The sequence below is a fragment of the Ectopseudomonas toyotomiensis genome, from assembly GCF_017167985.1.
Classification (GTDB): Bacteria; Pseudomonadota; Gammaproteobacteria; order Pseudomonadales; family Pseudomonadaceae; genus Aquipseudomonas; species Aquipseudomonas toyotomiensis.
Genome location: NZ_CP070505.1, coordinates 2,905,107 through 2,928,442 on the forward strand (window position 1 = coordinate 2,905,107; position 23,336 = coordinate 2,928,442).

Annotated in this window: 20 protein-coding genes; 12 read left to right on the forward strand and 8 right to left on the reverse strand. The window is 63.5% G+C overall.

Annotation, left to right across the window (positions count from 1 at the left end; genetic code table 11):
- The first annotated feature begins 3 nt into the window (after positions 1-3).
- The 3 genes from JWV26_RS13390 (at position 4) to JWV26_RS13400 (ending at position 7,793) form a co-directional block, all read left to right on the forward strand.
- The gene (locus JWV26_RS13390) at positions 4-1,653 is read left to right on the forward strand and encodes an AAA family ATPase (RefSeq protein WP_206417053.1); all 1,650 of its coding nucleotides are present in this window, start codon (positions 4-6) and stop codon (positions 1,651-1,653) included.
- Positions 1,654-1,891: 238 nt separating this feature from the next.
- Positions 1,892-6,340 (forward strand): glutamate synthase large subunit, encoded by a 4,449-nt coding sequence (gene gltB / locus JWV26_RS13395; protein WP_093048288.1) that lies wholly within the window; start codon positions 1,892-1,894, stop codon positions 6,338-6,340.
- A gap of 34 nt (positions 6,341-6,374) precedes the next feature.
- The gene (locus tag JWV26_RS13400) at positions 6,375-7,793 is read left to right on the forward strand and encodes an FAD-dependent oxidoreductase (RefSeq protein ID WP_017678548.1); all 1,419 of its coding nucleotides are present in this window, start codon (positions 6,375-6,377) and stop codon (positions 7,791-7,793) included.
- Here the strand turns inward: JWV26_RS13400 and JWV26_RS13405 are convergent.
- Positions 7,778-9,709, reverse strand: a complete 1,932-nt coding sequence (locus tag JWV26_RS13405) for a sigma-54-dependent Fis family transcriptional regulator (protein ID WP_206417054.1) — start codon at positions 9,707-9,709, stop codon at positions 7,778-7,780. The genes JWV26_RS13400 and JWV26_RS13405 overlap by 16 nt on opposite strands.
- 268 nt (positions 9,710-9,977) lie before the next feature.
- Here JWV26_RS13405 and JWV26_RS13410 point away from each other — a divergent pair, with 268 nt between their 5' ends.
- From JWV26_RS13410 to hemE, 5 genes are all read left to right on the forward strand, one after another.
- Complete coding sequence (locus tag JWV26_RS13410) at positions 9,978-11,345, forward strand: CmpA/NrtA family ABC transporter substrate-binding protein (RefSeq protein WP_072423353.1); 1,368 nt, start codon at positions 9,978-9,980, stop codon at positions 11,343-11,345.
- Entirely contained in the window at positions 11,345-12,181 is an 837-nt protein-coding gene (gene ntrB, locus JWV26_RS13415) for a nitrate ABC transporter permease (RefSeq protein WP_196457591.1), read from the forward strand. Before JWV26_RS13410 ends, ntrB begins: the two co-directional genes overlap by 1 nt.
- 4 nt (positions 12,182-12,185) lie before the next feature.
- Positions 12,186-13,094, forward strand: coding sequence for an ABC transporter ATP-binding protein (locus tag JWV26_RS13420; protein WP_206417055.1), 909 nt, complete (start codon positions 12,186-12,188; stop codon positions 13,092-13,094).
- Positions 13,087-13,527 (forward strand): cyanase, encoded by a 441-nt coding sequence (gene cynS, locus JWV26_RS13425; protein ID WP_072423350.1) that lies wholly within the window; start codon positions 13,087-13,089, stop codon positions 13,525-13,527. Before JWV26_RS13420 ends, cynS begins: the two co-directional genes overlap by 8 nt.
- 103 nt (positions 13,528-13,630) lie before the next feature.
- On the forward strand, positions 13,631-14,698 hold the full coding sequence (gene hemE, locus JWV26_RS13430) for a uroporphyrinogen decarboxylase (protein WP_072423349.1): 1,068 nt from the start codon (positions 13,631-13,633) through the stop codon (positions 14,696-14,698).
- Positions 14,699-14,734: 36 nt separating this feature from the next.
- On the opposite strand, the gene JWV26_RS13435 is transcribed toward hemE, so the two are convergent.
- Complete coding sequence (locus JWV26_RS13435) at positions 14,735-15,217, reverse strand: DUF2141 domain-containing protein (protein WP_239690012.1); 483 nt, start codon at positions 15,215-15,217, stop codon at positions 14,735-14,737.
- An 86-nt stretch (positions 15,218-15,303) separates the two neighbouring features.
- Between JWV26_RS13435 and JWV26_RS13440 the strand changes: the two genes are divergently transcribed.
- The 4 genes from JWV26_RS13440 to darH are packed head-to-tail and all read left to right on the forward strand — an operon-like array spanning position 15,304 to position 18,739.
- Positions 15,304-16,167 (forward strand): dialkylrecorsinol condensing enzyme, encoded by an 864-nt coding sequence (locus JWV26_RS13440; protein WP_239690013.1) that lies wholly within the window; start codon positions 15,304-15,306, stop codon positions 16,165-16,167.
- Positions 16,168-16,186: 19 nt separating this feature from the next.
- Positions 16,187-17,344, forward strand: a complete 1,158-nt coding sequence (locus JWV26_RS13445; protein ID WP_093049862.1) for a beta-ketoacyl-ACP synthase III — start codon at positions 16,187-16,189, stop codon at positions 17,342-17,344.
- On the forward strand, positions 17,334-17,741 hold the full coding sequence (locus JWV26_RS13450; protein WP_074676412.1) for a DarG family dialkylresorcinol biosynthesis protein: 408 nt from the start codon (positions 17,334-17,336) through the stop codon (positions 17,739-17,741). The genes JWV26_RS13445 and JWV26_RS13450 overlap by 11 nt, the downstream gene beginning before the upstream one ends.
- On the forward strand, positions 17,738-18,739 hold the full coding sequence (gene darH, locus JWV26_RS13455; protein WP_093048307.1) for a BtrH-related acyltransferase DarH: 1,002 nt from the start codon (positions 17,738-17,740) through the stop codon (positions 18,737-18,739). Before JWV26_RS13450 ends, darH begins: the two co-directional genes overlap by 4 nt.
- 191 nt (positions 18,740-18,930) lie before the next feature.
- Here darH and JWV26_RS13460 read toward each other — a convergent pair whose 3' ends face one another.
- Genes JWV26_RS13460 through JWV26_RS13485 form a run of 6 tightly spaced genes read right to left on the reverse strand, consistent with a single transcriptional unit; the run spans position 18,931 to position 23,304 of the window.
- Positions 18,931-19,482 carry a hypothetical protein gene (locus tag JWV26_RS13460; protein ID WP_206417056.1) on the reverse strand — a complete coding sequence of 184 codons (552 nt, stop codon included), beginning with the start codon at positions 19,480-19,482 and terminating at the stop codon, positions 18,931-18,933.
- Entirely contained in the window at positions 19,479-20,591 is a 1,113-nt protein-coding gene (locus JWV26_RS13465) for a beta-ketoacyl synthase N-terminal-like domain-containing protein (protein WP_206417057.1), read from the reverse strand. Before JWV26_RS13465 ends, JWV26_RS13460 begins: the two co-directional genes overlap by 4 nt.
- Positions 20,588-20,854 carry an acyl carrier protein gene (locus JWV26_RS13470; protein ID WP_079784784.1) on the reverse strand — a complete coding sequence of 89 codons (267 nt, stop codon included), beginning with the start codon at positions 20,852-20,854 and terminating at the stop codon, positions 20,588-20,590. The genes JWV26_RS13465 and JWV26_RS13470 overlap by 4 nt, the downstream gene beginning before the upstream one ends.
- The gene (locus JWV26_RS13475; protein ID WP_206417058.1) at positions 20,836-22,026 is read right to left on the reverse strand and encodes an ABC transporter permease; all 1,191 of its coding nucleotides are present in this window, start codon (positions 22,024-22,026) and stop codon (positions 20,836-20,838) included. Before JWV26_RS13475 ends, JWV26_RS13470 begins: the two co-directional genes overlap by 19 nt.
- On the reverse strand, positions 22,023-22,907 hold the full coding sequence (locus tag JWV26_RS13480) for an ABC transporter ATP-binding protein (protein WP_206417059.1): 885 nt from the start codon (positions 22,905-22,907) through the stop codon (positions 22,023-22,025). The genes JWV26_RS13475 and JWV26_RS13480 overlap by 4 nt, the downstream gene beginning before the upstream one ends.
- The gene (locus tag JWV26_RS13485) at positions 22,900-23,304 is read right to left on the reverse strand and encodes a beta-hydroxyacyl-ACP dehydratase (protein WP_074913733.1); all 405 of its coding nucleotides are present in this window, start codon (positions 23,302-23,304) and stop codon (positions 22,900-22,902) included. The genes JWV26_RS13480 and JWV26_RS13485 overlap by 8 nt, the downstream gene beginning before the upstream one ends.
- Positions 23,305-23,336 lie beyond the last annotated feature (32 nt).

A 23,336-nucleotide genomic window follows, 5' to 3' on the forward strand; every position in this document is an offset into this window, starting at 1 on the left:
TCCATGACCAGTTTGCATGCTGACGAAGCTTTCCTGGCGCATTACCAGTTCAGTCACGACCCCTTTGCGCCGCGCGTACCTGGCTTCAAGTTCTTCCCGGCGCAGCGCAAGCCAGTGTTGGGGCAATTGCATCACCTTGCACGTTACAGTCAGCTGTTGCTCGCAGTGGTCGGGCCCGAAGGTAGTGGTAAGACGCTGCTGCGTCAGGCATTGGTGGCCAGTACCAACAAGCAGGCGGTGCAGAGCATTGTCGTTGCGCAGGGCGTCACCGGTAGCGAGGCGCTGCTGCGCCAGGTCGCTCAGGGGCTGTCCATTGCTCAGGCTGATGTGCGTTCGATTCTGGCGCAGGTAGCGCAGTTGGCGTTGACCGGGCAGGAGGTCTATCTGCTGGTCGACGATGCTCATCAGCTGGATGACGCGGCATTGAAGGGCGTCTTGGCGCTTGCTGCGGGAAATGCCGAAGGGCGCCCACATATCTTTCTGTTTGCCGAGCAGGATCTGTTGGCGCGCTTGGAGGCGCTGGCAGGTGGCGAGGAGTGTTATCACGCGATCGAGCTTCAGCCTTACGCCGAAGAAGAGACGCGAGACTATTTGGCGCAGCGGCTCGACGGGGCCGGTCAGAGTATCGATCTGTTGAGCGAAGAGCAGATCGAGGACATTCATGTTCGTGCTCAGGGGTGGCCCGGAGCAATCAATCAAGAGGCGCGTGAACTGCTGGTCGAGCAGATGCTCGCGCAGCGCTCGGCTGGTCGTGGTACGGGCGGCGGTTTTGCCCTGCCGAAAAAGCATCTGTTGGCGCTGGCCGTCGTGCTGGTAGGTGTTGCCGCTGCCTGGTTCATGCAGGGGCGCGAGTCCGCCCCGCCGGCGCCGGTGGCTAGCAACACGTCGCTACCTTTGCAGTCCTCCACGCCGCCTGTAGAAGCTGAAGAGCCGGCGCAAGCGCCTGCTGCGGAAAGTCGCGCGCCAGCCATTGAATTCGCAGGCGCCAGTCAGCCGCTGCCATTGCCGCTTGTGGGGGAATCGCAAGCCGTTATTCGTCAGCCTCTGGCTGAGGCGGCGGGTGAAGAACTGGATAACTTTGAGCCGCCAGCGTCGCCTGAGCCCTCGACAGTCATTCCGCCTTCGGCTCCAATCACTGCTGCACCTGCACCTGCACCTGCACCTGCACCTGCACCTGCACCTGCACCTGCACCTGCACCTGCACCTGCACCTGCACCTGCACCTGCACCTGCACCTGCACCTGCACCTGCACCTGCACCTGCACCTGCACCTGCACCTGCACCTGCACCTGCCAAGCAGCCTGAGCCTGTTACGCCGAAGTCAGCGACTCCGGCTCCCGCGCCGGCTCCGGCTGTGGCCTCAGGTGGGGTGGCGACCAACTGGTACGCGCAGCAGCCGGCGTCCCGCTATGCCTTGCAGGTGGTCGGGTCGCGTTCGGAGGCCAATATTCAGGCGCTGGTGCGTGAGGGTGGCAGCGAATACCGTTACTTCAAGAAAGTCCACCAGGGGCAGCCGCTGTACGTGCTGACCTATGGTAGCTTCTCCAGTCGCGATGCTGCTCAGGCAGCCGTGAAAACCTTGCCTGCCAAGCTGCAGGCGGGCAAGCCCTGGCCTCGTACCCTGGGTAGCATCCAGCAGGAAATGAGCCGCTAAGCGCTCTGTCCCAAGATGACTGCTTGGTCGTTAGCACGACCTTGCGGTCTTATCCTTCGTTTTTGCGACATAAATATTCACCCCCTCGTCACGAAAATTTGTGACGCCATGGGTGGATATGTACAATGACCTCCCTTTTGCCTGTGCAAAGCTGGCCCGTGCCCGCTTTTCGGGTTTAAGTAATTGAATTAGAAAGTAATTTGCCTGAGGTCTAGGCAGCCTGGTGAGAGTTTCCCCTATGAAAGCAGGTTTGTACCGTCCTGATGAGTTCAAGGATAACTGCGGCTTCGGCTTGATCGCCCATATGCAAGGTGAGCCTAGTCATCACCTGCTTAATACCGCTATTGAGGCCCTCACCTGCATGACTCACCGCGGTGGTATCAACGCCGACGGCAAGACCGGTGATGGCTGTGGCCTGCTGATCCAGAAGCCCGATCAATTCCTGCGCGCCATCGCCCAGGAGCAATTCGGCGTCGAACTGCCTGCGCAATATGCCGTGGGCATGGTGTTCTTCAATCAGGATTCGGCCAAGGCCGAGACTGCGCGCGAGAACATGAACCGTGAAATTCAGGCTGCCGGCCTGCAACTGGTGGGCTGGCGCAAGGTGCCAATCGACACCAGTGTGCTCGGTAGGCTGGCGCTGGAGCGCCTGCCGCAGATCGAGCAGGTGTTCATCGGTGGTGATGGCCTGTCCGACCAGGAATTCGCCATCAAGCTGTTCAGCGCCCGCCGTCGTTCCTCGGTGGCCAATGCCGACGACAGCGATCACTACATCTGCAGCTTTTCGCACAAGACCATCATCTACAAAGGCCTGATGATGCCGGCGGACCTGCAGCAGTTCTACCCGGATCTGGGTGACGAGCGCCTGCAGACCGCCATCGCGGTTTTCCACCAGCGCTTCTCCACCAACACCCTGCCGAAGTGGCCGCTGGCGCAGCCCTTCCGCTATCTCGCGCACAACGGCGAGATCAACACCATCACTGGCAACCGCAACTGGGCGCAGGCCCGTCGCACCAAATTCGCCAACGAGCTGATCCCTGATCTCGACGAGTTAGGCCCGTTGGTCAACCGCGTCGGCTCCGACTCCTCGAGCATGGACAACATGCTCGAGCTGATGGTCACCGGTGGCATCGATCTGTTCCGTGGCCTGCGCATGATCATTCCGCCGGCCTGGCAGAACGTCGAGACCATGGACGCCGACCTGCGCGCGTTCTACGAATACAACTCCATGCACATGGAGCCCTGGGACGGCCCGGCCGGCGTGGTACTGACCGATGGTCGCCATGCCGTATGCCTGCTCGACCGTAACGGTCTGCGCCCGGCGCGTTGGGTCACCACCAAGAACGGCTACATCACCCTGGCGTCGGAAATCGGCGTGTGGGACTACCAGCCCGAAGACGTCATCGCCAAGGGCCGTGTCGGCCCGGGGCAGATCCTCGCCGTCGACACCGAAACCGGCCAGGTGCTGGACACCGAGTCCATCGACAGCCGCCTGAAGTCGCGCCACCCCTACAAGCTGTGGCTGCGCAAGCATGCCCAGCGCATCAAGGCGACGCTGGAAGACCGTGACCATGGTTCGGCCTTCTACGACCCGGATCAGCTCAAGCAGTACATGAAGATGTTCCAGGTCACCTTCGAGGAGCGTGACCAGGTGCTGCGTCCGCTCGGTGAGCAGGGCCAGGAAGCCGTCGGCTCCATGGGCGATGACACGCCGATGGCGGTGCTCAGCCAGCGCGTGCGTTCGCCGTACGACTACTTCCGCCAGCAGTTCGCGCAGGTCACCAACCCGCCGATCGATCCGTTGCGCGAAGCCATCGTGATGTCCCTGGAAATCTGCCTGGGCGCCGAGCGCAACATCTTCAGCGAGTCGCCGGAGCACGCCACCCGCGTGATCCTCAGCAGCCCGGTGATTTCGCCGGCCAAGTGGCGCGCGCTGATGAACCTGGATCGCCCTGGTTTCGACCGTCATGTCATCGACATGAACTACGACGAGTCGCTGGGTCTGGAAGCCGCCGTGCGCAACATGGCCGACCAGGCCGAGGAAGCCGTGCGTGCCGGCAAGGTGCTGTTGGTGCTGACCGATCGCCATATCGCTCCGGGCAAGCTGCCGGCACATGCCGCGCTGGTTACCGGCGCCGTGCATCACCGCCTGACCGAGAAAGGTCTGCGCTGCGACTGCAACATTCTTGTAGAAACCGCCACCGCGCGTGACCCGCACCACTACGCCGTGCTGCTGGGCTTCGGCGCCTCGGCGGTGTATCCGTTCCTGGCTTACGAAGTGCTGGGCGACCTGATCCGCACCGGTGAAGTGCTGGGTGATCTGTACGAAGTGTTCAAGTACTACCGCAAGGGCATCTCCAAAGGCCTGCTGAAGATCCTGTCGAAGATGGGTATCTCCACGGTCGCGTCCTATCGCGGTGCGCAACTGTTCGAGGCGGTCGGCCTGGCCGATGAAGTCACCGAACTGTGCTTCCGTGGCGTGGCCAGCCGTATCCAGGGCGCGCGTTTCGTCGACATCGAAAGCGAGCAGAAGCTGTTGTCCCAGGAGGCCTGGAACAACCGCAAGTCGATCCAGCAGGGCGGCCTGCTCAAGTTCGTCTATGGCGGCGAATACCACGCCTACAACCCGGACGTGGTACGCACGCTGCAAGAGGCCGTGCAGCAGGGCAACTACGAGAAGTACAAGGAATACTCGACGCTGGTCGACACCCGCCCGGTGTCGATGATCCGCGACCTGCTCAAGGTCAAGGAGTCCGCCACGCCGATCAGCCTCGACGAAGTCGAGCCGCTGCAGTCGATCTTCAAGCGCTTCGACGCCGCCGGTATCTCCCTCGGCGCGCTGTCGCCCGAGGCGCACGAGGCGCTGGCCGAGGCGATGAACCGCCTGGGTGGTCGCTCCAACTCCGGCGAGGGCGGCGAAGACCCGGCCCGCTACGGCACCATCAAGAGCTCGAAGATCAAGCAGGTGGCTACCGGCCGCTTTGGCGTGACCCCAGAATACCTGGTCAACGCCGAAGTACTGCAGATCAAGGTGGCCCAGGGCGCCAAGCCCGGTGAGGGCGGCCAATTGCCGGGCGGCAAGGTCAACGGTCTGATCGCCAAGCTGCGCTACGCGGTGCCGGGCGTGACCCTGATTTCGCCGCCGCCGCACCACGATATCTACTCCATCGAAGACCTGGCGCAGTTGATCTATGACCTCAAGCAGGTCAACCCGAAGGCGCTGGTGTCGGTCAAGCTGGTGGCAGAAGCCGGTGTTGGCACCATCGCCGCTGGCGTGGCCAAGGCCTACGCTGACCTGATCACCATTTCCGGGTACGACGGTGGTACTGGCGCCTCGCCGCTGACTTCCATCCGTTATGCCGGCGCGCCCTGGGAACTGGGCCTGGCCGAAACCCACCAGACCCTGCGTGGCAATGACCTGCGCGGCAAGGTGCGGGTACAGACCGACGGTGGTCTGAAAACCGGTCTGGACGTGATCAAGGCAGCCATCCTCGGCGCCGAGAGTTTCGGCTTCGGTACCGCGCCGATGGTGGCCCTGGGCTGCAAATACCTGCGCATCTGCCACCTGAACAACTGCGCCACCGGCGTGGCCACGCAGAACGACAAGCTGCGCAAGGATCACTTCATCGGCACTGTCGAGATGGTGATGAACTTCTTCACCTACGTCGCCGAGGAAACCCGCGAGTGGCTGGCCAAGCTGGGCGTGCGCAGCCTCGAAGAGCTGATCGGGCGTACCGACCTGCTCGAAGTGCTACCGGGTGAAACCGCCAAGCAGGGCAACCTGGATCTGTCGCCGCTGCTGGCCAGCGCGCATATCCCGGCTGACAAGCCGCAGTTCTGCCAGGTGCCGAAGAACCCGCCGTTCGACGAAGGCCTGCTGGCCGAGAAGATGGTGGAAATGGCCAAGGACGCCATCGCCAACAAAACCGGTGGTGAGTTCGAGCTGAACATCGGCAACTGCGACCGTTCCATCGGTGCGCGCATTTCCGGTGAGATCGCCCGCGTGCATGGCAACCAGGGCATGGTTGATGCGCCGATCACCTTCCGCTTCAAGGGCACTGCCGGGCAGAGCTTCGGCGTGTGGAACGCCGGTGGTCTGCACCTGCGCCTGGAAGGCGACGCCAACGACTACGTCGGCAAGGGCATGACCGCAGGCAAGATCGTCATCACCCCTCCGGCTGGCAGCCCGTTCGCTACCGAGGACAGCGCGATCATCGGCAACACCTGCCTGTACGGCGCCACTGGCGGCAAGCTGTTCGCCACCGGCACCGCGGGTGAGCGTTTCGCCGTGCGCAACTCCGGCGCCCATGCCGTGGTGGAAGGTACTGGCGATCACTGCTGCGAGTACATGACCGGCGGTTTCGTCTGCGTACTGGGCAAGACCGGCTACAACTTCGGCTCGGGCATGACCGGCGGCTTCGCCTACGTGCTCGACCTGGACAACGGCTTCTACGATCGCGTCAACCACGAGCTGGTGGAGATCCAACGCATCAACAATGAAGCGATGGAGGCCTACCGCAGCCACCTGGAAAGCGTGCTCGCCGAGTACGTCGAAGAGACCGGCAGCGAGTGGGGGCAGAACCTGCTGGAAAACCTGGACGATTACCTGCGCAAGTTCTGGCTGGTGAAACCGAAAGCGGCCAGTCTGAAGTCGCTGCTGTCCAGCACCCGTGCCAACCCGCAATAAGAATGCGCCTGAAGTGGTTTGATGAGGTAATGCAATGACTGAACGTCTGAATAACGACTTCCAGTTCATCGAAGTCGGGCGCAAAGACCCGAAGAAGAAACTGCTGCGTCAGCGCAAGAAGGAATTCGTCGAGATCTACGACAACTTCAAGCCGGCGCAAGCTGCAGACCAGGCGCATCGCTGCCTGGGCTGCGGCAACCCGTATTGCGAGTGGAAGTGCCCGGTGCACAACTTCATTCCGAACTGGCTCAAGCTGGTCTCGGAAGGCAACATCCTGGCTGCCGCTGAGCTCTCGCACCAGACCAACACCCTGCCGGAAGTCTGCGGCCGTGTGTGCCCGCAGGATCGTCTGTGCGAGGGTGCCTGCACCCTCAATGACGGCTTCGGCGCGGTCACCATCGGGTCGGTGGAGAAGTACATCACCGACACCGCCTTCGCCATGGGCTGGCGCCCGGACATGTCCAAGGTCAAACCGACCGGCAAGCGCGTCGCGGTGATCGGCGCCGGCCCGGCCGGCCTGGGTTGCGCCGACGTACTGGTGCGCAACGGCGTGACCCCGGTGGTGTTCGACAAGAACCCGGAAATCGGTGGCCTGCTGACCTTCGGTATCCCCGAGTTCAAGCTGGAAAAAACCGTGCTCAGCCGCCGCCGTGAAGTGTTCACCGGCATGGGCATCGAGTTCCGCCTGAACACCGAGATCGGCAAGGACGTGACCATGCAGCAACTGCTGGATGAGTACGATGCCGTGTTCATGGGCATGGGCACCTACACCTACATGAAGGGCGGTTTCCCCGGCGAGGACCTGCCGGGCGTCTACGACGCGCTGGACTTCCTCATCGCCAACGTCAATCGCAACCTGGGTTTCGAGAAGTCGCCGGAAGACTTCATCGACATGAAGGGCAAGCGCGTCGTGGTGCTGGGTGGTGGCGACACCGCGATGGACTGCAACCGCACCTCGATCCGTCAGGGCGCCAAGGCCGTGACCTGCGCTTACCGCCGTGACGAAGAGAACATGCCCGGCTCGCGCAAGGAAGTGAAGAACGCCAAGGAAGAGGGCGTGAAGTTCCTCTTCAATCGCCAGCCCATCGCCATCGTCGGCGAAGACAAGGTGGAAGGCATCAAGGTGGTCGAGACCCGTCTCGGCGAGCCGGACGCCCGTGGCCGCCGTAGCCCCGAGCCGATCCCGGGCTCCGAGGAGATCATCCCGGCCGAAGCCGTGCTGATCGCCTTCGGTTTCCGTCCGAGCCCGGCGCCCTGGTTCGAGCAGTTCGAGATCCAGACCGACAGCCAGGGCCGCGTCGTGGCGCCCGAGCAGTCGCAGTTCAAGCACCAGACCAGCAACCCGAAGATCTTCGCTGGTGGCGACATGGTGCGTGGTTCCGACCTGGTGGTGACGGCGATCTTCGAAGGCCGCAACGCCGCCGAAGGCATCCTCGACTACCTCGGCGTCTGACTCGTCTCGTACCTGCGCGGCTGCGACCTGCCCGGTCGGTAGTCGCGTGGGTCGATGGCGAAGCTCTCCAGGCGTGAGCGGAGGGTCGTTGGCTTCAGCTCCAGCAACCGCGCCGCGCCGTCCTTCCCCGATATCCTGCCTGCGCAGGCCGTTAGCGCCGCGATCAGGTTTTCGCGCATCTGTCGGCGTTGCTCGCCCTGAGTGAAAATCCGCATTTCCTGTTCGACCGGTGGCTGCGACGGTACGTCGTTGCCGTTGTCGTTGGGCAGATCCAGGCGCAGCCGGGTGCCGGGCGAAATGATCACGGCACGCTCGATCAGGTTCTCCAGCTCACGAATGTTGCCCGGCCAGGAATAGGCCTGCAGGCGCTGGATGTCGGCCAGGCGCAGGCTGGGCTCGGGGCGGTTGAGCTGGCGACAGGCGCGGCTGAGAAAGTGCTGGGCCAGGGGCGGAATGTCTTCCGGGCGCTGGCGCAGTGGCGCCGACTCGATGGGGAAGACGTTGAGGCGAAAGTACAGGTCTTCGCGGAAGCGGCCGGCGCGTACTTCCTGGCGCAGGTCACGGTTGGTGGCGGCGATCACGCGCACGTCGACCTGGCGTGTGCGGGTGTCGCCGACCCGCTCCAGCTGCTGTTCCTGCAGCACGCGCAGCAGCTTGCTCTGCAGCTCCAGGGGGATTTCGCCGACCTCGTCGAGAAACAGCGTGCCGCCGTCGGCCAGTTCGAAGCGCCCGACGCGGTCATTCAGCGCGCCGGTGAAGGCGCCGCGGATATGGCCGAAGAACTCGCTCTCGAACAGTTCGCGCGGCACCGCCGCGCAGTTCACCCGGATCAGTGGGCGGCGGCTGCGTCCGCTGTTGTCGTGAATGGCGCGGGCGATCAGCTCCTTGCCGGTGCCTGACTCGCCAGTGATCAGTACGTTGGCGCCGGTGGGGGCGACCAGCTCTATCTGATGGATCACCTGCTGCATGGCGGCGCTGCGCCCGACCAGGTCGTGCTGGGCGTACTCGCCACGAATTTCCTCCTGCAGGTAGGCATTCTCCAGTTCCAGGCGTTGCTTGAGCTGCTGCACCTCGCTCAGAGCCTGGCGCAGCCGGCGCTCGGTTTCCAGGCGCTCGCTGATGTCGCGAAACACCACCACGGCACCGACCAGTTCGCCGTCGTCGCGCAGCGGCGTGCTGGTGTAATCCACCGGGATTGGCTTGCCGGCCTTGTTCCAGAACACCTCGTCGGCCACCTGATGCACTTCGCCGTCATTGAAGGCCGCATAGATCGGGCAGGTGTGGCCGTCGTAGGTGCTGCCGTCGGGATGATGGTGGTGGATCAGGTCGTGAATGTTGTGGCCGATCAGGTCATCGGCACGCCAGCCGAGAATGCGCTCGGCCGCCGGGTTGACGAAGGTGGTCTCGCCATTGCGGTTGACGCCGTAGATGCCCTCGCCAGCAGCGCCGAGGATCAACTGATTCTGCCGCTCGAACTGGCGGAAGATGCGTTCCACGCCCTGCCATTCGAGTAGCCCTTGACGCTGGTAGCGCTCGGCTTCGGCCAGCCCGCGCAGGGCGTCGAGGCGGCGGCGCTGTTGGATCAGCAGGCCGAGCAGGATGGTGCCGTCATGCTCCATTCGGCTGCCCTCGATTTCCACCTCCAGGCGCTCGCCATCGCGATGCAGCAGTCCGAGGCCGTCACGCCAGGCATTGCCGCGCACCTGTACCTCTTCGGTGAAGGTGACCAGTGCTCCCAGGTCATGTGCCCAGAGACGGCTGGCGCGCTGTGCGAGCAATTCATCCAGCGGCCAGCCGAGCAGGGCGCAACAGGCTGGATTGGCATGCAGGATGCGGTCGTGGATTGGATCGATGACCAGGCTGGCGCTCTGCATGTGTTGCAACAACAACTGACTGGCGGCATTGGGATCGGGCATCGTGGAACTCTCGGGATTGGCCTTTCAGGTCGTTATCCAAAGGACGTGCCAGTTGACGAAATATCGTTTTTTAAGGTGACGAAATCTCGTGAATAACGAGATTTCGTATTTATTGGTTTTGTTAAAAATTTATATTTTTCAATCGCTTATGTAGAGTTTTGAGCTGGTACAGCTCCTGCAATAGCTGACATGAACCGGCCAGTAATGGCCCAGCCCAGTCAGCGCCCGCCTCACCAATCTGGGGCAGGCCATCGCAGGAGTGATCACGATGAGCGTCAACAGCCTGGACGATCCATTCAGCCCCGACAGCGAGCTTTCCCATGCCGCCGGGTGTGCCTGCCAACGTTGCACGCCGAGTGCCGCTGCGCTGCCCGATGACCGCGAGGCCATGCTAGATCGTGCCGTGGAGAACGCCATCGTGCGCGGCGTGTTCGGTCACAATGATTTCTCCCGGCGCAGTTTCATGGGGATGATCGGGGGCGGTGTCGCGGCGGCGATTCTGGGCAGCTTGATCCCGCTGGATGCGGTCAAGGCGGCGGTCAAGGACAGCCTTGGTCCGCTGGAGAAGTCCAAGCTGAAGATCGGCTTCGTGCCCATCACCTGCGCCACGCCGATCATCATGGCCGAGCCGATGGGCTTCTACGCCAAGTACGGGCTGGAAGTGGAAACGGTGAAGACCGCTGGCTGGGCGGTGGCGCGCGACAAGTCGCTGGCTGGTGAATACGACGCCTCGCACATGCTTTCGCCGATGCCGCTTGCCATCAGCCTGGGGCTGGGCTCGACGCAGACGCCCTTCGTCATGCCGGCGCTGGAAAACGTCAACGGCCAGGCCATCGTGCTTGGCATGCAGCACCAGGACAAGCGCGATCCGAAACTGTGGAAGGGCATGCGCTTCGGTGTGCCGTTCGAATACTCGATGCACAACTTCCTGTTGCGTTATTACGTCGCCGAGCATGGCCTGGACCCGGATCGCGACATCCAGATTCGCGTGGTTCCACCACCGGAGATGGTTGCCAACCTGCGTGCCGGCAACCTCGATGGTTTCCTCTCGCCGGACCCGTTCAACCAGCGCGCGGTGTGGGAGAAGGTCGGCTTCATCCACCTGCTGACCAAGGAGTTGTGGCCGGGCCATCCGTGCTGCGCCTTCGCCTGCAGCCAGCGCTTCGCCAGCGAGAACCCCAATACCTATGGCGCGCTGCTGCATGCGCTGATCGATGCCACGCAGTATTCCTCCAAGGCCGAGAATCGCAAGGCGGTGGCCGAGGCGATCTCGACCCGCAACTACCTCAACCAGCCGGTGCCGGTGGTGCAGCAGGTGCTCAGCGGGCGCTATGCCGACGGTCTGGGCAACATCCATGACGAGCCGCAGCGCATCGACTTCGATCCGTTCCCGTGGCAGTCGATGGCCGTGTGGATCCTCACCCAGATGAAGCGTTGGGGCTATCTGCAGGGGGATGTCGACTATCGCTCCATTGCCGAGCGGGTGTTCCTCGCGGCTGACGCCGGCAAGGTCATGAAAGAACTTGGCCTGCCGGTACCGGCCGACGCCTACAAATCCTTCAGCGTGATGGGCAAACCCTTCGACCCGGCCGATCCGGACGGTTACCTGGCCAGCTTCGCCATGCGGAGGTCGTGATGAAAGCGTCCATTTCCCTGCGCGCGGCGATTCTTTCCGTTGTGCTGCTGGTTCTGCTGCTGGTGGTCTGGGAGGTGCTCTGCCGCGCGCCCGCAAGCGCCGCAGTCAGTGCTGATGACGAATACGCCCTGCTCATGGGCGAGGCCGAGCAGGAGGCCCGCGTGCCGCCGCCCTCGGTGGTGCTGGCGCATGCCTACGCCGAACTGAGCCAGCCGTTCTATGACAACGGACCCAACGACAAGGGCATCGGTATCCAGCTCGCGCACTCGCTGTACCGGGTGCTGACCGGCTACCTGCTGGCGGCGCTGGTGGCGATCCCTATCGGTTTCGTCATCGGCATGTCGCCGCTGATGTACCGCGCGCTCAACCCCTTCATCCAGATTCTGCGGCCGATCTCGCCGCTGGCCTGGATGCCGTTGGCGCTGTTCGTGATCAAGGACTCGCAGACCTCGGCGATCTTCGTGATCTTCATCTGCTCGGTATGGCCGATGCTGCTCAACACCGCCTTCGGGGTGGCTGGCGTGCGTCGCGACTGGATCAACGTCGCCCGTACTCATGAGCTGAGCCCGCTGCGTACGGCGTTCAGCGTGATCCTGCCTGCGGCGATGCCGACCATCCTTACCGGCATGCGTATCTCGGTGGGCATCGCCTGGCTGGTTATCGTCGCCGCCGAGATGCTCGTCGGTGGCACCGGCATTGGCTACTACGTGTGGAATGAGTGGAACAACCTCAACTTGGCCAGCGTGATCTTCTCGATTCTGATGATCGGCGTGGTCGGCATGCTGCTCGACCTTCTGCTGGGCAGCGTCGCCCGTCTCGTCAGCTACCAGGAGTGATGTCATGTCCCGCTATTTTCTCGATGCCCGCCGCCTGGCCAAACGCTTCCCGCAACCCGGCAGCGAGCCGCTGACGGTCTTCGAAGACGTCAGCTTCGGTCTCGACCAGGGCGAGTTCGTCTGCATCATCGGTCACTCCGGCTGTGGCAAATCGACCATCCTCAACGCCCTGGCCGGGCTCGACAGTTTCAGCGAGGGCACGCTGGAGGTGGCCGGCAAGGAGGTCGCCGGGCCCAGCCTCGAGCGCGGCGTGGTGTTCCAGAATTACAGCCTGCTGCCCTGGCTCAGCGCGCTGGAGAACGTCGAGTTCGGTGTACGCGCGCGTTTCCCGCAGTGGTCGAAGGAACAGCGCCGTGCGCACAGCCGCAAGTACCTGGAAATGGTCGGCCTGGGCGGCTCCGAGGCGCGCAAGCCGGCGCAGCTGTCCGGCGGCATGCGCCAGCGCGTGAGCATCGCCCGCGCCTTCGCCACCCAGCCGCAGTTGCTGCTGCTCGATGAGCCCTTCGGTGCGCTGGACGCCCTGACCCGCGGGGTGATCCAGGACGAGCTGATCAAGATCTGGAGCGCCACCAAGCAGACGGTGTTCATGATCACTCATGACGTCGACGAAGCGATCCTGCTTTCGGACCGCATCCTGCTGATGACCAACGGCCCGCAGGCGCGCATCGCCGAGTCGGTGCGCATCGATCTGCCTCGGCCGCGCCAGCGTGACCAGGTGATTCACCACCCGGCGTACTACCGCATCCGCAACCACCTCGTGGACTTCCTGGTGAACCGCTCGCACGAGCTACGCGGCCGCACCGTGGCCGACGAGCAAGGCTTTCCGCCCGAAATCAACCCTGCCCTGGACGAGCCGGCAGCGGCTGCCAGGGTCGTACCTCTGACCCCTGTGAAGGAGTTTCACCATGGATAAGCAACAGATGCGCACCACCATCATCGACGCGAAGGCGCGGCTGGGCCTGGACTGGGCCGCGCTTGGCCAGGGCATCGGCATGTCGCCGGTGTGGACGACGTCGGCCTGCCTGGGCATGAACAGCATGCCCAAGGCGCAGGCCGACGCCCTGTGCGAGATGCTCGAATTGCCGGCGGAGGTCTCCACCGCTCTACAGGCCTTCCCGCACAAGCACTGGGACAAAGCCATCCCCACCGACCCGTTGATCTATCGCTTCTACGAGATGATCAACGTCTACGGCGAGACCATCAAGGAACTGATCCACGAGGAATTCGGCGACGGCATCATGAGCGCCATCGACTTCAGCATGGACATTTCGCGCGTCGCCGATCCCAAGGGCGACCGCGTGCAGATCGTGCTCAACGGCAAGTTCCTGCCCTACCGCAGCTGGTAAATCGTCGCGGCATATCGTCGCGATGGACAAAAGGCACGGCACCCGCCGTGCCTTTTGTTTTGCGCTCTGCGAAAATGCCCGCACTTTTTTCTAGGACTCTGCCATGACCGCCCTGAAGAACGACCGTTTCCTTCGTGCCCTGCTCAAGCAACCCGTGGATGTCACGCCGATCTGGATGATGCGCCAGGCCGGTCGCTATCTGCCGGAATACCGCGCGACCCGGGCCAAGGCCGGCGACTTCGTGAGCCTGATGAAGAACCCGGAACTGGCCTGTGAGGTCACCATCCAGCCGCTGGATCGCTACCCGCAACTGGATGCGGCGATCCTGTTCTCCGACATCCTCACCATCCCCGATGCCATGGGCCAGGGCCTGTACTTCGAGACCGGCGAAGGCCCGCGTTTCAAGAAGGTGATCAGCAGCCTCGCTGACATCGAGGCACTGCCGGTGACGGATGCCGAGAAAGATCTGGGTTACGTGATGGACGCCGTGCGTACCATCCGTCGCGAACTCAATGGCCGCGTGCCGCTGATCGGCTTCTCCGGCAGCCCCTGGACGCTCGCCACCTACATGGTCGAAGGCGGCTCGTCGAAGGACTTCCGCAAGACCAAGGCCATGCTCTACGACAATCCCCAGGCCTTGCACGCGCTGCTCGACAAGCTGGCGCAGTCGGTCACTGCTTATCTCAACGGGCAAATCCTGGCCGGGGCGCAGGCGGTGCAGATCTTCGACTCCTGGGGCGGTGCGCTGTCGGCGGCGGCCTATCAGGAATTCTCCCTGGCCTATATGAAGAAGATCGTCGATGGTCTGATCCGCGAGCATGACGGCCGTCGTGTGCCGGTGATCCTGTTCACCAAGGGCGGTGGCCTGTGGCTGGAATCCCTGGCGGACACCGGCGCAGAAGCACTAGGCCTGGACTGGACCTGCGACATCGGCAGCGCTCGTGCGCGCGTCGGTGCCAAGGTTGCCCTGCAGGGCAACATGGACCCGGCGGTACTGTATGCCAAGCCGGAGGCGATTCGTGCCGAGGTGGCGCGCATCCTGGCCGCCTACGGCGCTGGCAGTGGCCATGTCTTCAACCTTGGTCACGGCATCACCCCGGAGGTCGACCCGGCTCATGCAGGCGCCTTCTTCGAGGCCGTACATGAGTTGTCGGCGCAGTATCACCAGTAAGTCGATGCCGGGTGGCCAGGCCTGTGCGCCTGGCCGCTAGCGATCCCCGGCGCGCGGCGCCGTGGGGGCCAGGTGTTCCTTTTTCTTGCGCGGTGGAATCAGTTGCACACTGATCACGCTGTCCGTTTCGCTGTGCTCGAATAGGCTGTCGCCGGGTTTTGGTTTGCCGCCGAAGAGCGACGGATTGCCGGAGAAACCCACTGGCTCCAACGGGATACCGCGGGGGCTGAGGTCCAGTTGACCATTGCCGTTGCTATCCTGGAATACCTGCACGGCGTAGCGACCGGGCGGCAGGTCGGTAATAAGCAGCGGCGTTTCCGTTCCCTGCAGTTCGCGCAGGCTGGGTTGCCAGTCCTGTTGGTCTGCTGACACCAGCGCCAGATAGAGGTTTGCCTGATCCTGCTTGCCTTCCACTTCGACCAGCAGCTCGCCTGCCTGGATCGTCTGGCAAACGAGTAGCGGAACCAATAGGCAGAGTTGGCGCAGGCAGGTTACGGTTTGAAGAAGGCTCTGTGGCATAATTCGGCCATTTTGCAGGGAATGCGCCGCGAATGCGTCATGTTTTAGTCGTCCACTTTTCTCAGACTGGCCAATTAGACCGCTTGGTGCAATCGGTTTGCGCGCCGCTGCGCGAGTGTGACGACATCCAGGTGGATTTCCTGGCGCTGCAGCCGGCCCAACCTTTCCCCTTTCCCTGGCCCTTTCTCGGTTTCTTTCGCATCTTCCCGGAAACCGTGCTGATGAAGCCGCAGCCGTTGCTGCCGCTGACGGTGGACGCCGACAAGCGCTATGACCTGGTGATCCTGGCCTATCAGGTCTGGTTCCTCTCGCCCTCGCTGCCGTGCGCCAGCTTTCTCGCCTCGCCTGAGGCGGCTCGCCTGCTTAAGGATACGCCGGTGGTCACGTTGATCGGTTGCCGCAACATGTGGCTAATGGCGCAGGAGAAGGTCAAGGCGCGCCTGAAGGCGCTGGGCGCGCGCCTAGTGGACAACATCGTGTTGACCGATGCCTGCGGTACGGCTGCCAGCTTCCTGGCCACGCCGCTGTGGATGTTCACCGGCCGGCAGAAGCCCTATAGCTGGGTGCCACGTGCCGGGATCGACGAACGGGAATTGGCGGCGGCCAGCCGCTTCGGCGACGCTATGGCACGCCGGCTACTCGCTGACGAGCTGCCCATTGAAACACCGATGCTCGCCGGCTTGGGCGCGGTGAAAGTGGATGAAAAACTGATCGCCAGCGAAAAAGTCGGTAATCGCAGCTTTACCTTGTGGAGCCGGCTGCTGTCGGCGCTCGGCCCGCAGCAGAGTCGTCGCCGTGGCGCCGGACTGGTGCTGTATATCGTATTTCTGATTTGCCTGATCCTGACCGTGGTACCGATCACGGCTGTTTTGAAAAAATTGCTGGCGCCGCTGTTCAAGGCGCGTATCCAGCGAGAGAAGGCCTACTTTGCCGGCCCATCCGGCGAGTGAAGTGACCCGAGGTAAGACCGTGGTAACCCCAGTATTCATCAGCCGCATCAGCGCCTGCCTGCCGCACGAGCCCGTGGACAACGAGCAGATGGAGGCGCGCCTCGGTATGGTCGGTGGTAAGCCATCGCGCGCGCGCAAGCTGGTGCTGCGCCGCAATGGCATCCAGCAGCGCCACTACGTGATCGACCCGAATACGGGCGAACCAAGCATGAGCAACGCACAGCTCAGCGCCGAAGCCATTCGCGGCTTACAAGGTGACGGCTTCGAACTGAACCAGCTCGACTGCCTGGTGGCCAGCACATCATCGCCGGATCAGGTGATGCCGGGTCATGCCGTGATGGTGCATGGCGAACTGGGCAATCCCTCCTGTGAGGTGGCGACCACCGCCGGTATCTGCCTGTGCGGGATGACCGCGTTGAAATACGCCTGGATGAGCGTGGCCAGTGGCGAGAGCCGCACTGCCGTGGCCTGCGGTTCGGAGGTCGCCTCGACGCTGATGCAGGCGCGCAACTTCAACGCCGAATACGAAAGCCGCGTCGACGAGTTGGAAAAGCACCCGGAGATCGCCTTCGAGAAGGACTTCCTGCGCTGGATGCTGTCCGATGGCGCAGGTGCCGTGCTCCTGCAGGATCGTCCGAATCAGAACGGCCTGAGCCTGCGCATCGACTGGCTGGATATCTACTCCTTCGCCGATCAGATGCCGCCCTGCATGTATGCCGGTGCCGACATGCAGGACGACACCCTGCGCGGTTGGAGCCGTTACGACGCCGACGAGCGTGCCAAGCAGTCAGTGATGGCGATCAAGCAGAACGTCAAACTGCTCAACGAGAACATCGTCAAGTACACCGTGGAAGAGGCGCTGCGCCGCATCATGGCGCGGCGCGAGCTGCGCGTGGCAGACATCGACTGGTTCTTGCCGCACTACTCCTCGGAGTTCTTCCGCGAGCCGCTGGCCGTGGGTCTGGCCAATGTCGACTTGCCGATCCCGATGGAGCGCTGGTTCACCAACCTGACCAGCAAGGGCAATACCGGTGCGGCGTCGATCTTCATCATCCTCGAAGAACTGTTCAACGGTGGGCGCTTGCTGAGCGGCCAGCGGCTGCTCTGCTATGTGCCCGAGAGTGGGCGTTTCTCCAGTGCTTTCATGCACCTGACGGTGGTCGGCGATGAAGCTTGACGAGGTTCCCCAGGATCACAGCTCAACCTATGGCGGCCACAGCAAGCTGGTTTACGCCGTGGATGCCAGCGGTCATTACCAGGGCACCCAGAGCGATGGCTGGGAACCTGAGGCCTATTCCACGCTGCTCGCCGTCGCCGAGCTCGAAGCCCAGGAGGCCGAAGCCAGAGAGGGCTGGCAGCGCGGCGAACTGTCACCGCTGAAATGCCTGATGTACCGCTACCGCATGGACGAGCCCGCGCTGGCGCAGATCACCGGCCTGTGGCAATGGCGGGTGCGCCGCCACTTTCGCCCGCAAATATACCGCCGCTTGAGCACTTCGCTGCTGGCGCGCTACGCCGAGGCCTTTGGCCTGACCGTCGACGAGTTGCGTCGTTACCAGAGAGAGTTGCCATGACTGCGTTCGAACACCGCCAGAGCGCCCACTGCGAAAGTGGCGTCATGGCCAGCCTGCTAACCCACGCCGGTCTGCCGATGAGCGAGCCGATGGCTTTCGGCCTGGCGTCGGGTCTGGCCTTCGCTTACCTGCCGATCGTCAAGCTTGGTGGTATGCCGTTGATTGCCTACCGCATGCCGCCGCGTCACCTGATCAAGACCCTGAGCAAACGCCTCGGCGTGCGCCTGACCAGCCGGACCTTTTCCAACCCCGAGCAGGGCCGCATGGCGCTGGATGCGGCGTTGGATAGTGGGCGCCTCGCCGGTCTGCAGAGCTCGGTATTCTGGCTGCCGTACTTTCCGCCGGAGATGCGCTTTCATTTCAATGCGCACAACCTGCTCGCCTATGGGCGCGAGGGTGACGAGTACCTGCTCAGCGATCCGGTGTTCGAGGCGCCGGTGCGTTGCGCCAGCGCCGATCTGCAGAAGGCGCGCTTCGCCAAGGGCGCGCTGGCGGCCAAGGGCCTGATGTACTACCTCGACGATGTATCGCCGGATCAGGATTGGGAGCGCCTGATCCGCCAGAGCGTGCTGTCCACCTCGCGCATCCTCGACGGTATGCCGCTGCCATGGATCGGCATTCGTGGTATCCAGCACCTGGCCAAATGCGTCGAGTCGCTCGACCCGGCGCAGGCCAAGTACAATCGTCTGTACCTCACCCATATCGTGCGCATGCAGGAAGAGATCGGCACCGGCGGTGCGGGCTTTCGCTTCATGTACGCCAGCTTCCTGCAGGAGGCCGGTGAGAAGATCGGCGATGCCAGCCTGCGGGAGGCTTCGGTGCGGCTCACGGCGGTGGGCGACGACTGGCGCCAGTTCGCCTCGGCCTGCGTGCGTGCCAGCCGGAGCAAGGGCGAGGCGCCGGACTTCAGGCCGATTGCCGAGATGCTCCGTGGCATCGCCGGGCAGGAGCGGGTATTGATGAAGGAACTGGGTGCCTGGGCCAAGCGCAAGGGGTGAGGTGGGTGCTCTTTGCGTGCTGAGAGGCTGGTTGTGGTGGGCTGATGCGGAACGCCGCCCGGCCTACCCTACAGCTAGGCCCGTTTTCGGTATGGCGCTGTGAAACGGTAGACGGGTAAAGCGTCTTCCACCCTGCAACTGCAGTAACCGTAGGGTGGGCTTCAGCCCACCAATGCCATCGATAAGTCAGGCTAGAACTGCAGTTGCAGGACTTCGATGCCTGCCGTCAGCTCGGCAAAATCCAGTGCTTTCGTGGCAGCTTCGACCAGCACAGCCTGTGCCTGAAAATCCCCGTTTTCGTCGATCACCACCAGCAACGCCTGGCTGATCGCGCCATCGGCCAGATCAAGGGCGGCCAGCATCTGTAGCTGTTTCCACACACTGGCCCCGGCGCCGATAAACAGGTTCGGCCCTTCCAGCCCCAACTGCGAGGCGACATGGAAGCCTGCCGCGTTGCTGACGCTGTTGACGAATTCGAAGGGCTTGGGCTGGCGCTGATGCACGCAGACCGCATCGAGCAGTGCGCCCATGGTGGCGCGGGCCGGGTGGCGCGAGGCTAGATAGAGGCCGCAATCGCTACGCACATGCGCCTTGAGTGGCGCGCTGCACAGCAGTGCTTGCAGGATCATGCGGTCTATGCGCCGTGGCGGCGCGGCCAGCCACTGGCCCAGCGCGACCTTGAGATCTTTGTCGGAGCAGCTCGCTTCTCCGCGCACGCTGCAGGCGGCGATGACCGGCTTCATGCTTGGGCTCCCGTGCAGCGCTGCAGTATCAGGCTGGCATTGTTACCACCGAAGCCGAAGAAGTTGGCCAGCAGCAGGCTGTCCGCTGCGATGCTGGTTGGCTTGGCACTGAGCGGCAGCAGGGCTTCGGCGGCGTAGTCCACGCCTGGCAGGCTGGCGAGGTTTTCCACCAGCAGCAGGGTTTCGCTGAGACCGCAGGCGCCCAGGGTATGGCCGAGCCAGGGTTTGAGTACGCACAGCGGCGGCAGCGTGTCGCCGAACAGCAGGCGCACGCCATTACTCTCTGCGCGGTCATTGGCACCTGTGGCCGTGCCGTGCAGCTTCACCAGGCCGATCTGTTCGGCATCGACACCGGCGCTGCGCAGGGCCTCGCGCATCACCCAGTCGATATGGCTACCGTCTTCGCGGGTGGTGGTCAGGTTGCTGGTATCGCAGGCGCTGAAGCCGCCGAGCAGCTTCGCCAGTGGCGCCTCGCCGGGCACCCGCGCCAGCAGAGTCGCAGCATAGGCTTCGCCGAGAATCAGGCCGTCGCGCTCCGGGTGGAAGGGCCGGTAGGCGCCGCTCGGGCTGGTCAGGTCGAGGGCGCCGAAGCCTTGCTGGGCGATGGCGCTGGGCGTTTCGAAGGCCAGTACCAGCACACGTTCGTACAGTCCGGCGGCGAGCATCCGTGCGCCGTACAGCAGGCCGTTGGCGGCGCTGGTGCAGGCGGTATTGAGGGTGAAGGCATCGGCGAAGCCCCAGCGTTGGCGCAGGTTTTTGGCCAGCAGGTCGAGCGGGGTCGAATGCTCCGGGCGAAAACCGCCTTCTGCAGCGATCAGTTGTTCGAGGTCGTCGATATCCAGGCTGGTGCTGGCGATGATCAATAGGCAGTCATCCAGCTTGCCCGTCTGTCCGCCCAGTGTTTCGCCGAGCAGTCGGTCGCAGCGCTGCTGGCGGCTTTCACCGTTGCTGTTGACGACGGCCAGATAGGGGCGCGGCTGCTGCAGCTCATGCAGCAGAAACGAGCTCGGCACAGGCAGTTGGCCGGCTTGCAGGGCTGCGCTGGCAGCGTGCAGGTCGGTGCCAAGGGCGCTGTGCAGGGCGCCGCGCTGGAGATAGATGGGCGTCACTTTTGTTGCCTGATAAAGGCCGCGATGCTGGCGATGCTGTTGAGAATACGCCGTCCATCCTTGGCGCCCTCGATGCGAACGCCATAGTGCTGCTGCAGGGCCAGGGAGACCTGTAGAGCATCGAGACTATCCATGGCGATACGGCTCTGTTGACCGAACAGCGGCTCGTCATCGGCGATGCTCTGCCAGTCGATGTCGTCTTCCTTGTCGCACTCACGGATCAGCAATTGCTTGAGTTCTTGTTCTAGTAGTGTGTGGTCCATTGCGTTTGCTGCACTCGTTTGCGGAACAGGTAAAGCCCGACGCCGCCCAGGAGGATGGCGAACAGCATAAGACGGGCACAGTCAGGGGCGATGTCGGCGAGCGTTCCCTGGCCCACCAGCAGGGTCAGGAAGGCGTCCAGCGCCCAGCTCATCGGCGAGATTTCTGCCAGTTGGCTCATGGCCTCGGGCATCACGCTCTTGGGCACCATGATGCCGCCGATTGCGGCGAGGATGATATTGAGGCCACCACCCAGCAGCAACGCCTGTTCGCCACTGCGCGCCAGCGAAGCCAGGAAAAGCCCCAGGCTGCAGGCGGCCAGGCTCAGGCTCAGGGCCAGCAGCGCATAGGCCAGTGGCGCGCCGGGAAGGCTCAGGCCGCTCAGCCCGAGCAGCGGTAGCACGTATACGCCGATGGCCAGCAGCAAGGTGAACTGCAACAGGTTGATCACCAGGTAGGGCAGCAGTTTGCTCAGCACCAGGGTGGCAGGGCTCAGGCCCAGTGCGCGGAAACGCAGCAGCGCGCCGCTTTGCTGTTCGCGCTGGAAGCCGCCGGCCATCGGCAGGGCGACGAAGAACATGCCGAAGATCAGCCAGGCCGGCACGCTCAACTGGCTGGCGTTGGCCTTGCCGCTGAGCTCGCCGCTGGCCAGCACCTGCAGCTCGCTGAGCTGGCTTTGGGTACGCTGGCGGATGAGTTGCAGGCGCTGCTCTGCGTCCATGTCCTGCGGCAGTGCATCGCTGTCTTCCAGGTAGGCGAGCAGGCGGGTCTGGGCCAGGGCGATGTTGACGGCGGCCCGCAGGCGCTGACGGGTCTGACGGTCGACGCGTGCGGGATAGGTCAGTGCGGGGCCTGTGTGCGGTGTGTCCAGCAGCGTCTCGCTAAAGTCATCGGCAAGGATGATGTGCGGCAGCGCTTCGTCGCTGCTGACGAGCACCCGGCTGCCTGGCAGTTGCTCCTGCAAGGCCTGCTGGAAGAACGCACTGGCCTCGCTGTGCTGCGGAGCCTCGAGCACAAGGTTGAGGGGCGGCGGCTGGTCGCTCAGGTAGTTGGACAGCGCGGCGGCCATCAGCACGAGAAACAGGATTGGCATGATGAACAGCACCGCCAGCGCATGCGGGTCGCGCAGCAGCAGCAGGCATTCCTTGCGTACCAGCGCCAGCAACGGGGTCACAGGCGGCCTCCGTTGAGACTCAGGTAGAGCTGCTCCAAAGAGGGCCGGCCAAAGCGCAGCAGGCTCGGTGGGTTCGGCTGCGCGGCGAGGAACTGGGTGATCACCAGCAATTGCTGGCTGTCCAGATTGCCGATGCGCAGACCATCCGGCAGCGTCTCGGCGCTCAGTTGCAGCTGGTCGAGCAGTTGCTGAAAACCGGCGGGAGCCTGCTCCGGCCATTCCAGCAACAGGCCGTGGCCGCCGTCGAGCAGTTGCTGCTTGTCGACATCGAGGCGCACCTTGCCTTCATGCAGAAGCAGGATCCGCCCAGCCACGCGCTCGACCTCGTCCAGATAGTGGCTGGTGTAGATCACCCCATGGCCTTCCGCAGCGAGTCGTTCTACGGCATCGAGCAGCAGTTGCCGGCTGCCGGCATCGACGCCGACTGTGGCTTCATCGAACAGATACAGGCGCGCGGGCTGCAAAAGGCCGATGGCGAAATTCAGACGACGTTGCTCGCCACCGGACAGGCGTGCGGCGCGGCGCGGCAGCTTGTCTTCGAGGGCGCAGCTGGCGATGCACAGTTCCAGGCGCTGGCGGCGCTGGGTACCCTGCAGGCAGTACAGATCAGCGAACAGCGCGAGATTCTCGGCAACCGTCAGTTCGGCGTAGAACGCCAGTTGCTGTGGCACCAGGCCCAGGCTGCGCGGCCCATTCCAGCGGATTTCGCCCTGTTGCAGAGCCAGCGTATCGCTGAGCAAGGCCAGTAGCGTGGTCTTGCCGGCGCCGTTGCTGCCAAGCAGGCCCAGGCACTGGCCTTCCTGCAATTGCAGGTCGATGCCGTGCAGGGCGAAAGTTTCTGCGCCTGGGTAGCGAAAACTGACGCCACGTAGCTCAAGCACGAACGAGCACCAGCAACAGTTTGCCGTCCAGCAGCGGTTGGCTACCGGCCTGGATGGCGAATGCGTAGAGCGCGCCGGCCGGGCTCAACGCCTCCTGCTGGGCGCTGACCAGCAGCGGCTCTGCACTGCGTGTGACCGGGTGCAGATTGAGCTGGGAAAGTTTGCCGACCAGGGCCATTTCAATGGCATCCGCTTCGCCGTATAGGGCACCATGTGCGGCGCAAAGCTGGGCTGCGGCCTCGAACAGCAGGCAAGGGGAGGCATTTTCGCCAAGCTTGTCGAGGTGATGCCAGGCGCTGAGACCGCGGATATTGAGGCTATCGTGATCGACCAATGCATCCAGCCAGAGCGCGTCGCCCTGGTGTGGCAGCAGTGTGTGCAGTTGGGTGCGATCCATGGCGGGCGGTCGGTGCATACGGGCGACGCAGT

What these genes read in the sequence shown, in the direction of transcription:
- JWV26_RS13390 (WP_206417053.1), top strand. Translation starts at nt 4, where the DNA reads ATGACCAGTTTGCATGCTGACGAAGCTTTCCTGGCGCATTACCAGTTC.
- gltB (WP_093048288.1), top strand. Translation starts at nt 1,892, where the DNA reads ATGAAAGCAGGTTTGTACCGTCCTGATGAGTTCAAGGATAACTGCGGC.
- JWV26_RS13400 (WP_017678548.1), top strand. Translation starts at nt 6,375, where the DNA reads ATGACTGAACGTCTGAATAACGACTTCCAGTTCATCGAAGTCGGGCGC.
- JWV26_RS13405 (WP_206417054.1), bottom strand. Translation starts at nt 9,709, where the DNA reads ATGCCCGATCCCAATGCCGCCAGTCAGTTGTTGTTGCAACACATGCAG.
- JWV26_RS13410 (WP_072423353.1), top strand. Translation starts at nt 9,978, where the DNA reads ATGAGCGTCAACAGCCTGGACGATCCATTCAGCCCCGACAGCGAGCTT.
- ntrB (WP_196457591.1), top strand. Translation starts at nt 11,345, where the DNA reads ATGAAAGCGTCCATTTCCCTGCGCGCGGCGATTCTTTCCGTTGTGCTG.
- JWV26_RS13420 (WP_206417055.1), top strand. Translation starts at nt 12,186, where the DNA reads ATGTCCCGCTATTTTCTCGATGCCCGCCGCCTGGCCAAACGCTTCCCG.
- cynS (WP_072423350.1), top strand. Translation starts at nt 13,087, where the DNA reads ATGGATAAGCAACAGATGCGCACCACCATCATCGACGCGAAGGCGCGG.
- hemE (WP_072423349.1), top strand. Translation starts at nt 13,631, where the DNA reads ATGACCGCCCTGAAGAACGACCGTTTCCTTCGTGCCCTGCTCAAGCAA.
- JWV26_RS13435 (WP_239690012.1), bottom strand. Translation starts at nt 15,217, where the DNA reads ATGCCACAGAGCCTTCTTCAAACCGTAACCTGCCTGCGCCAACTCTGC.
- JWV26_RS13450 (WP_074676412.1), top strand. Translation starts at nt 17,334, where the DNA reads ATGAAGCTTGACGAGGTTCCCCAGGATCACAGCTCAACCTATGGCGGC.
- darH (WP_093048307.1), top strand. Translation starts at nt 17,738, where the DNA reads ATGACTGCGTTCGAACACCGCCAGAGCGCCCACTGCGAAAGTGGCGTC.
- JWV26_RS13460 (WP_206417056.1), bottom strand. Translation starts at nt 19,482, where the DNA reads ATGAAGCCGGTCATCGCCGCCTGCAGCGTGCGCGGAGAAGCGAGCTGC.
- JWV26_RS13470 (WP_079784784.1), bottom strand. Translation starts at nt 20,854, where the DNA reads ATGGACCACACACTACTAGAACAAGAACTCAAGCAATTGCTGATCCGT.
- JWV26_RS13485 (WP_074913733.1), bottom strand. Translation starts at nt 23,304, where the DNA reads ATGGATCGCACCCAACTGCACACACTGCTGCCACACCAGGGCGACGCG.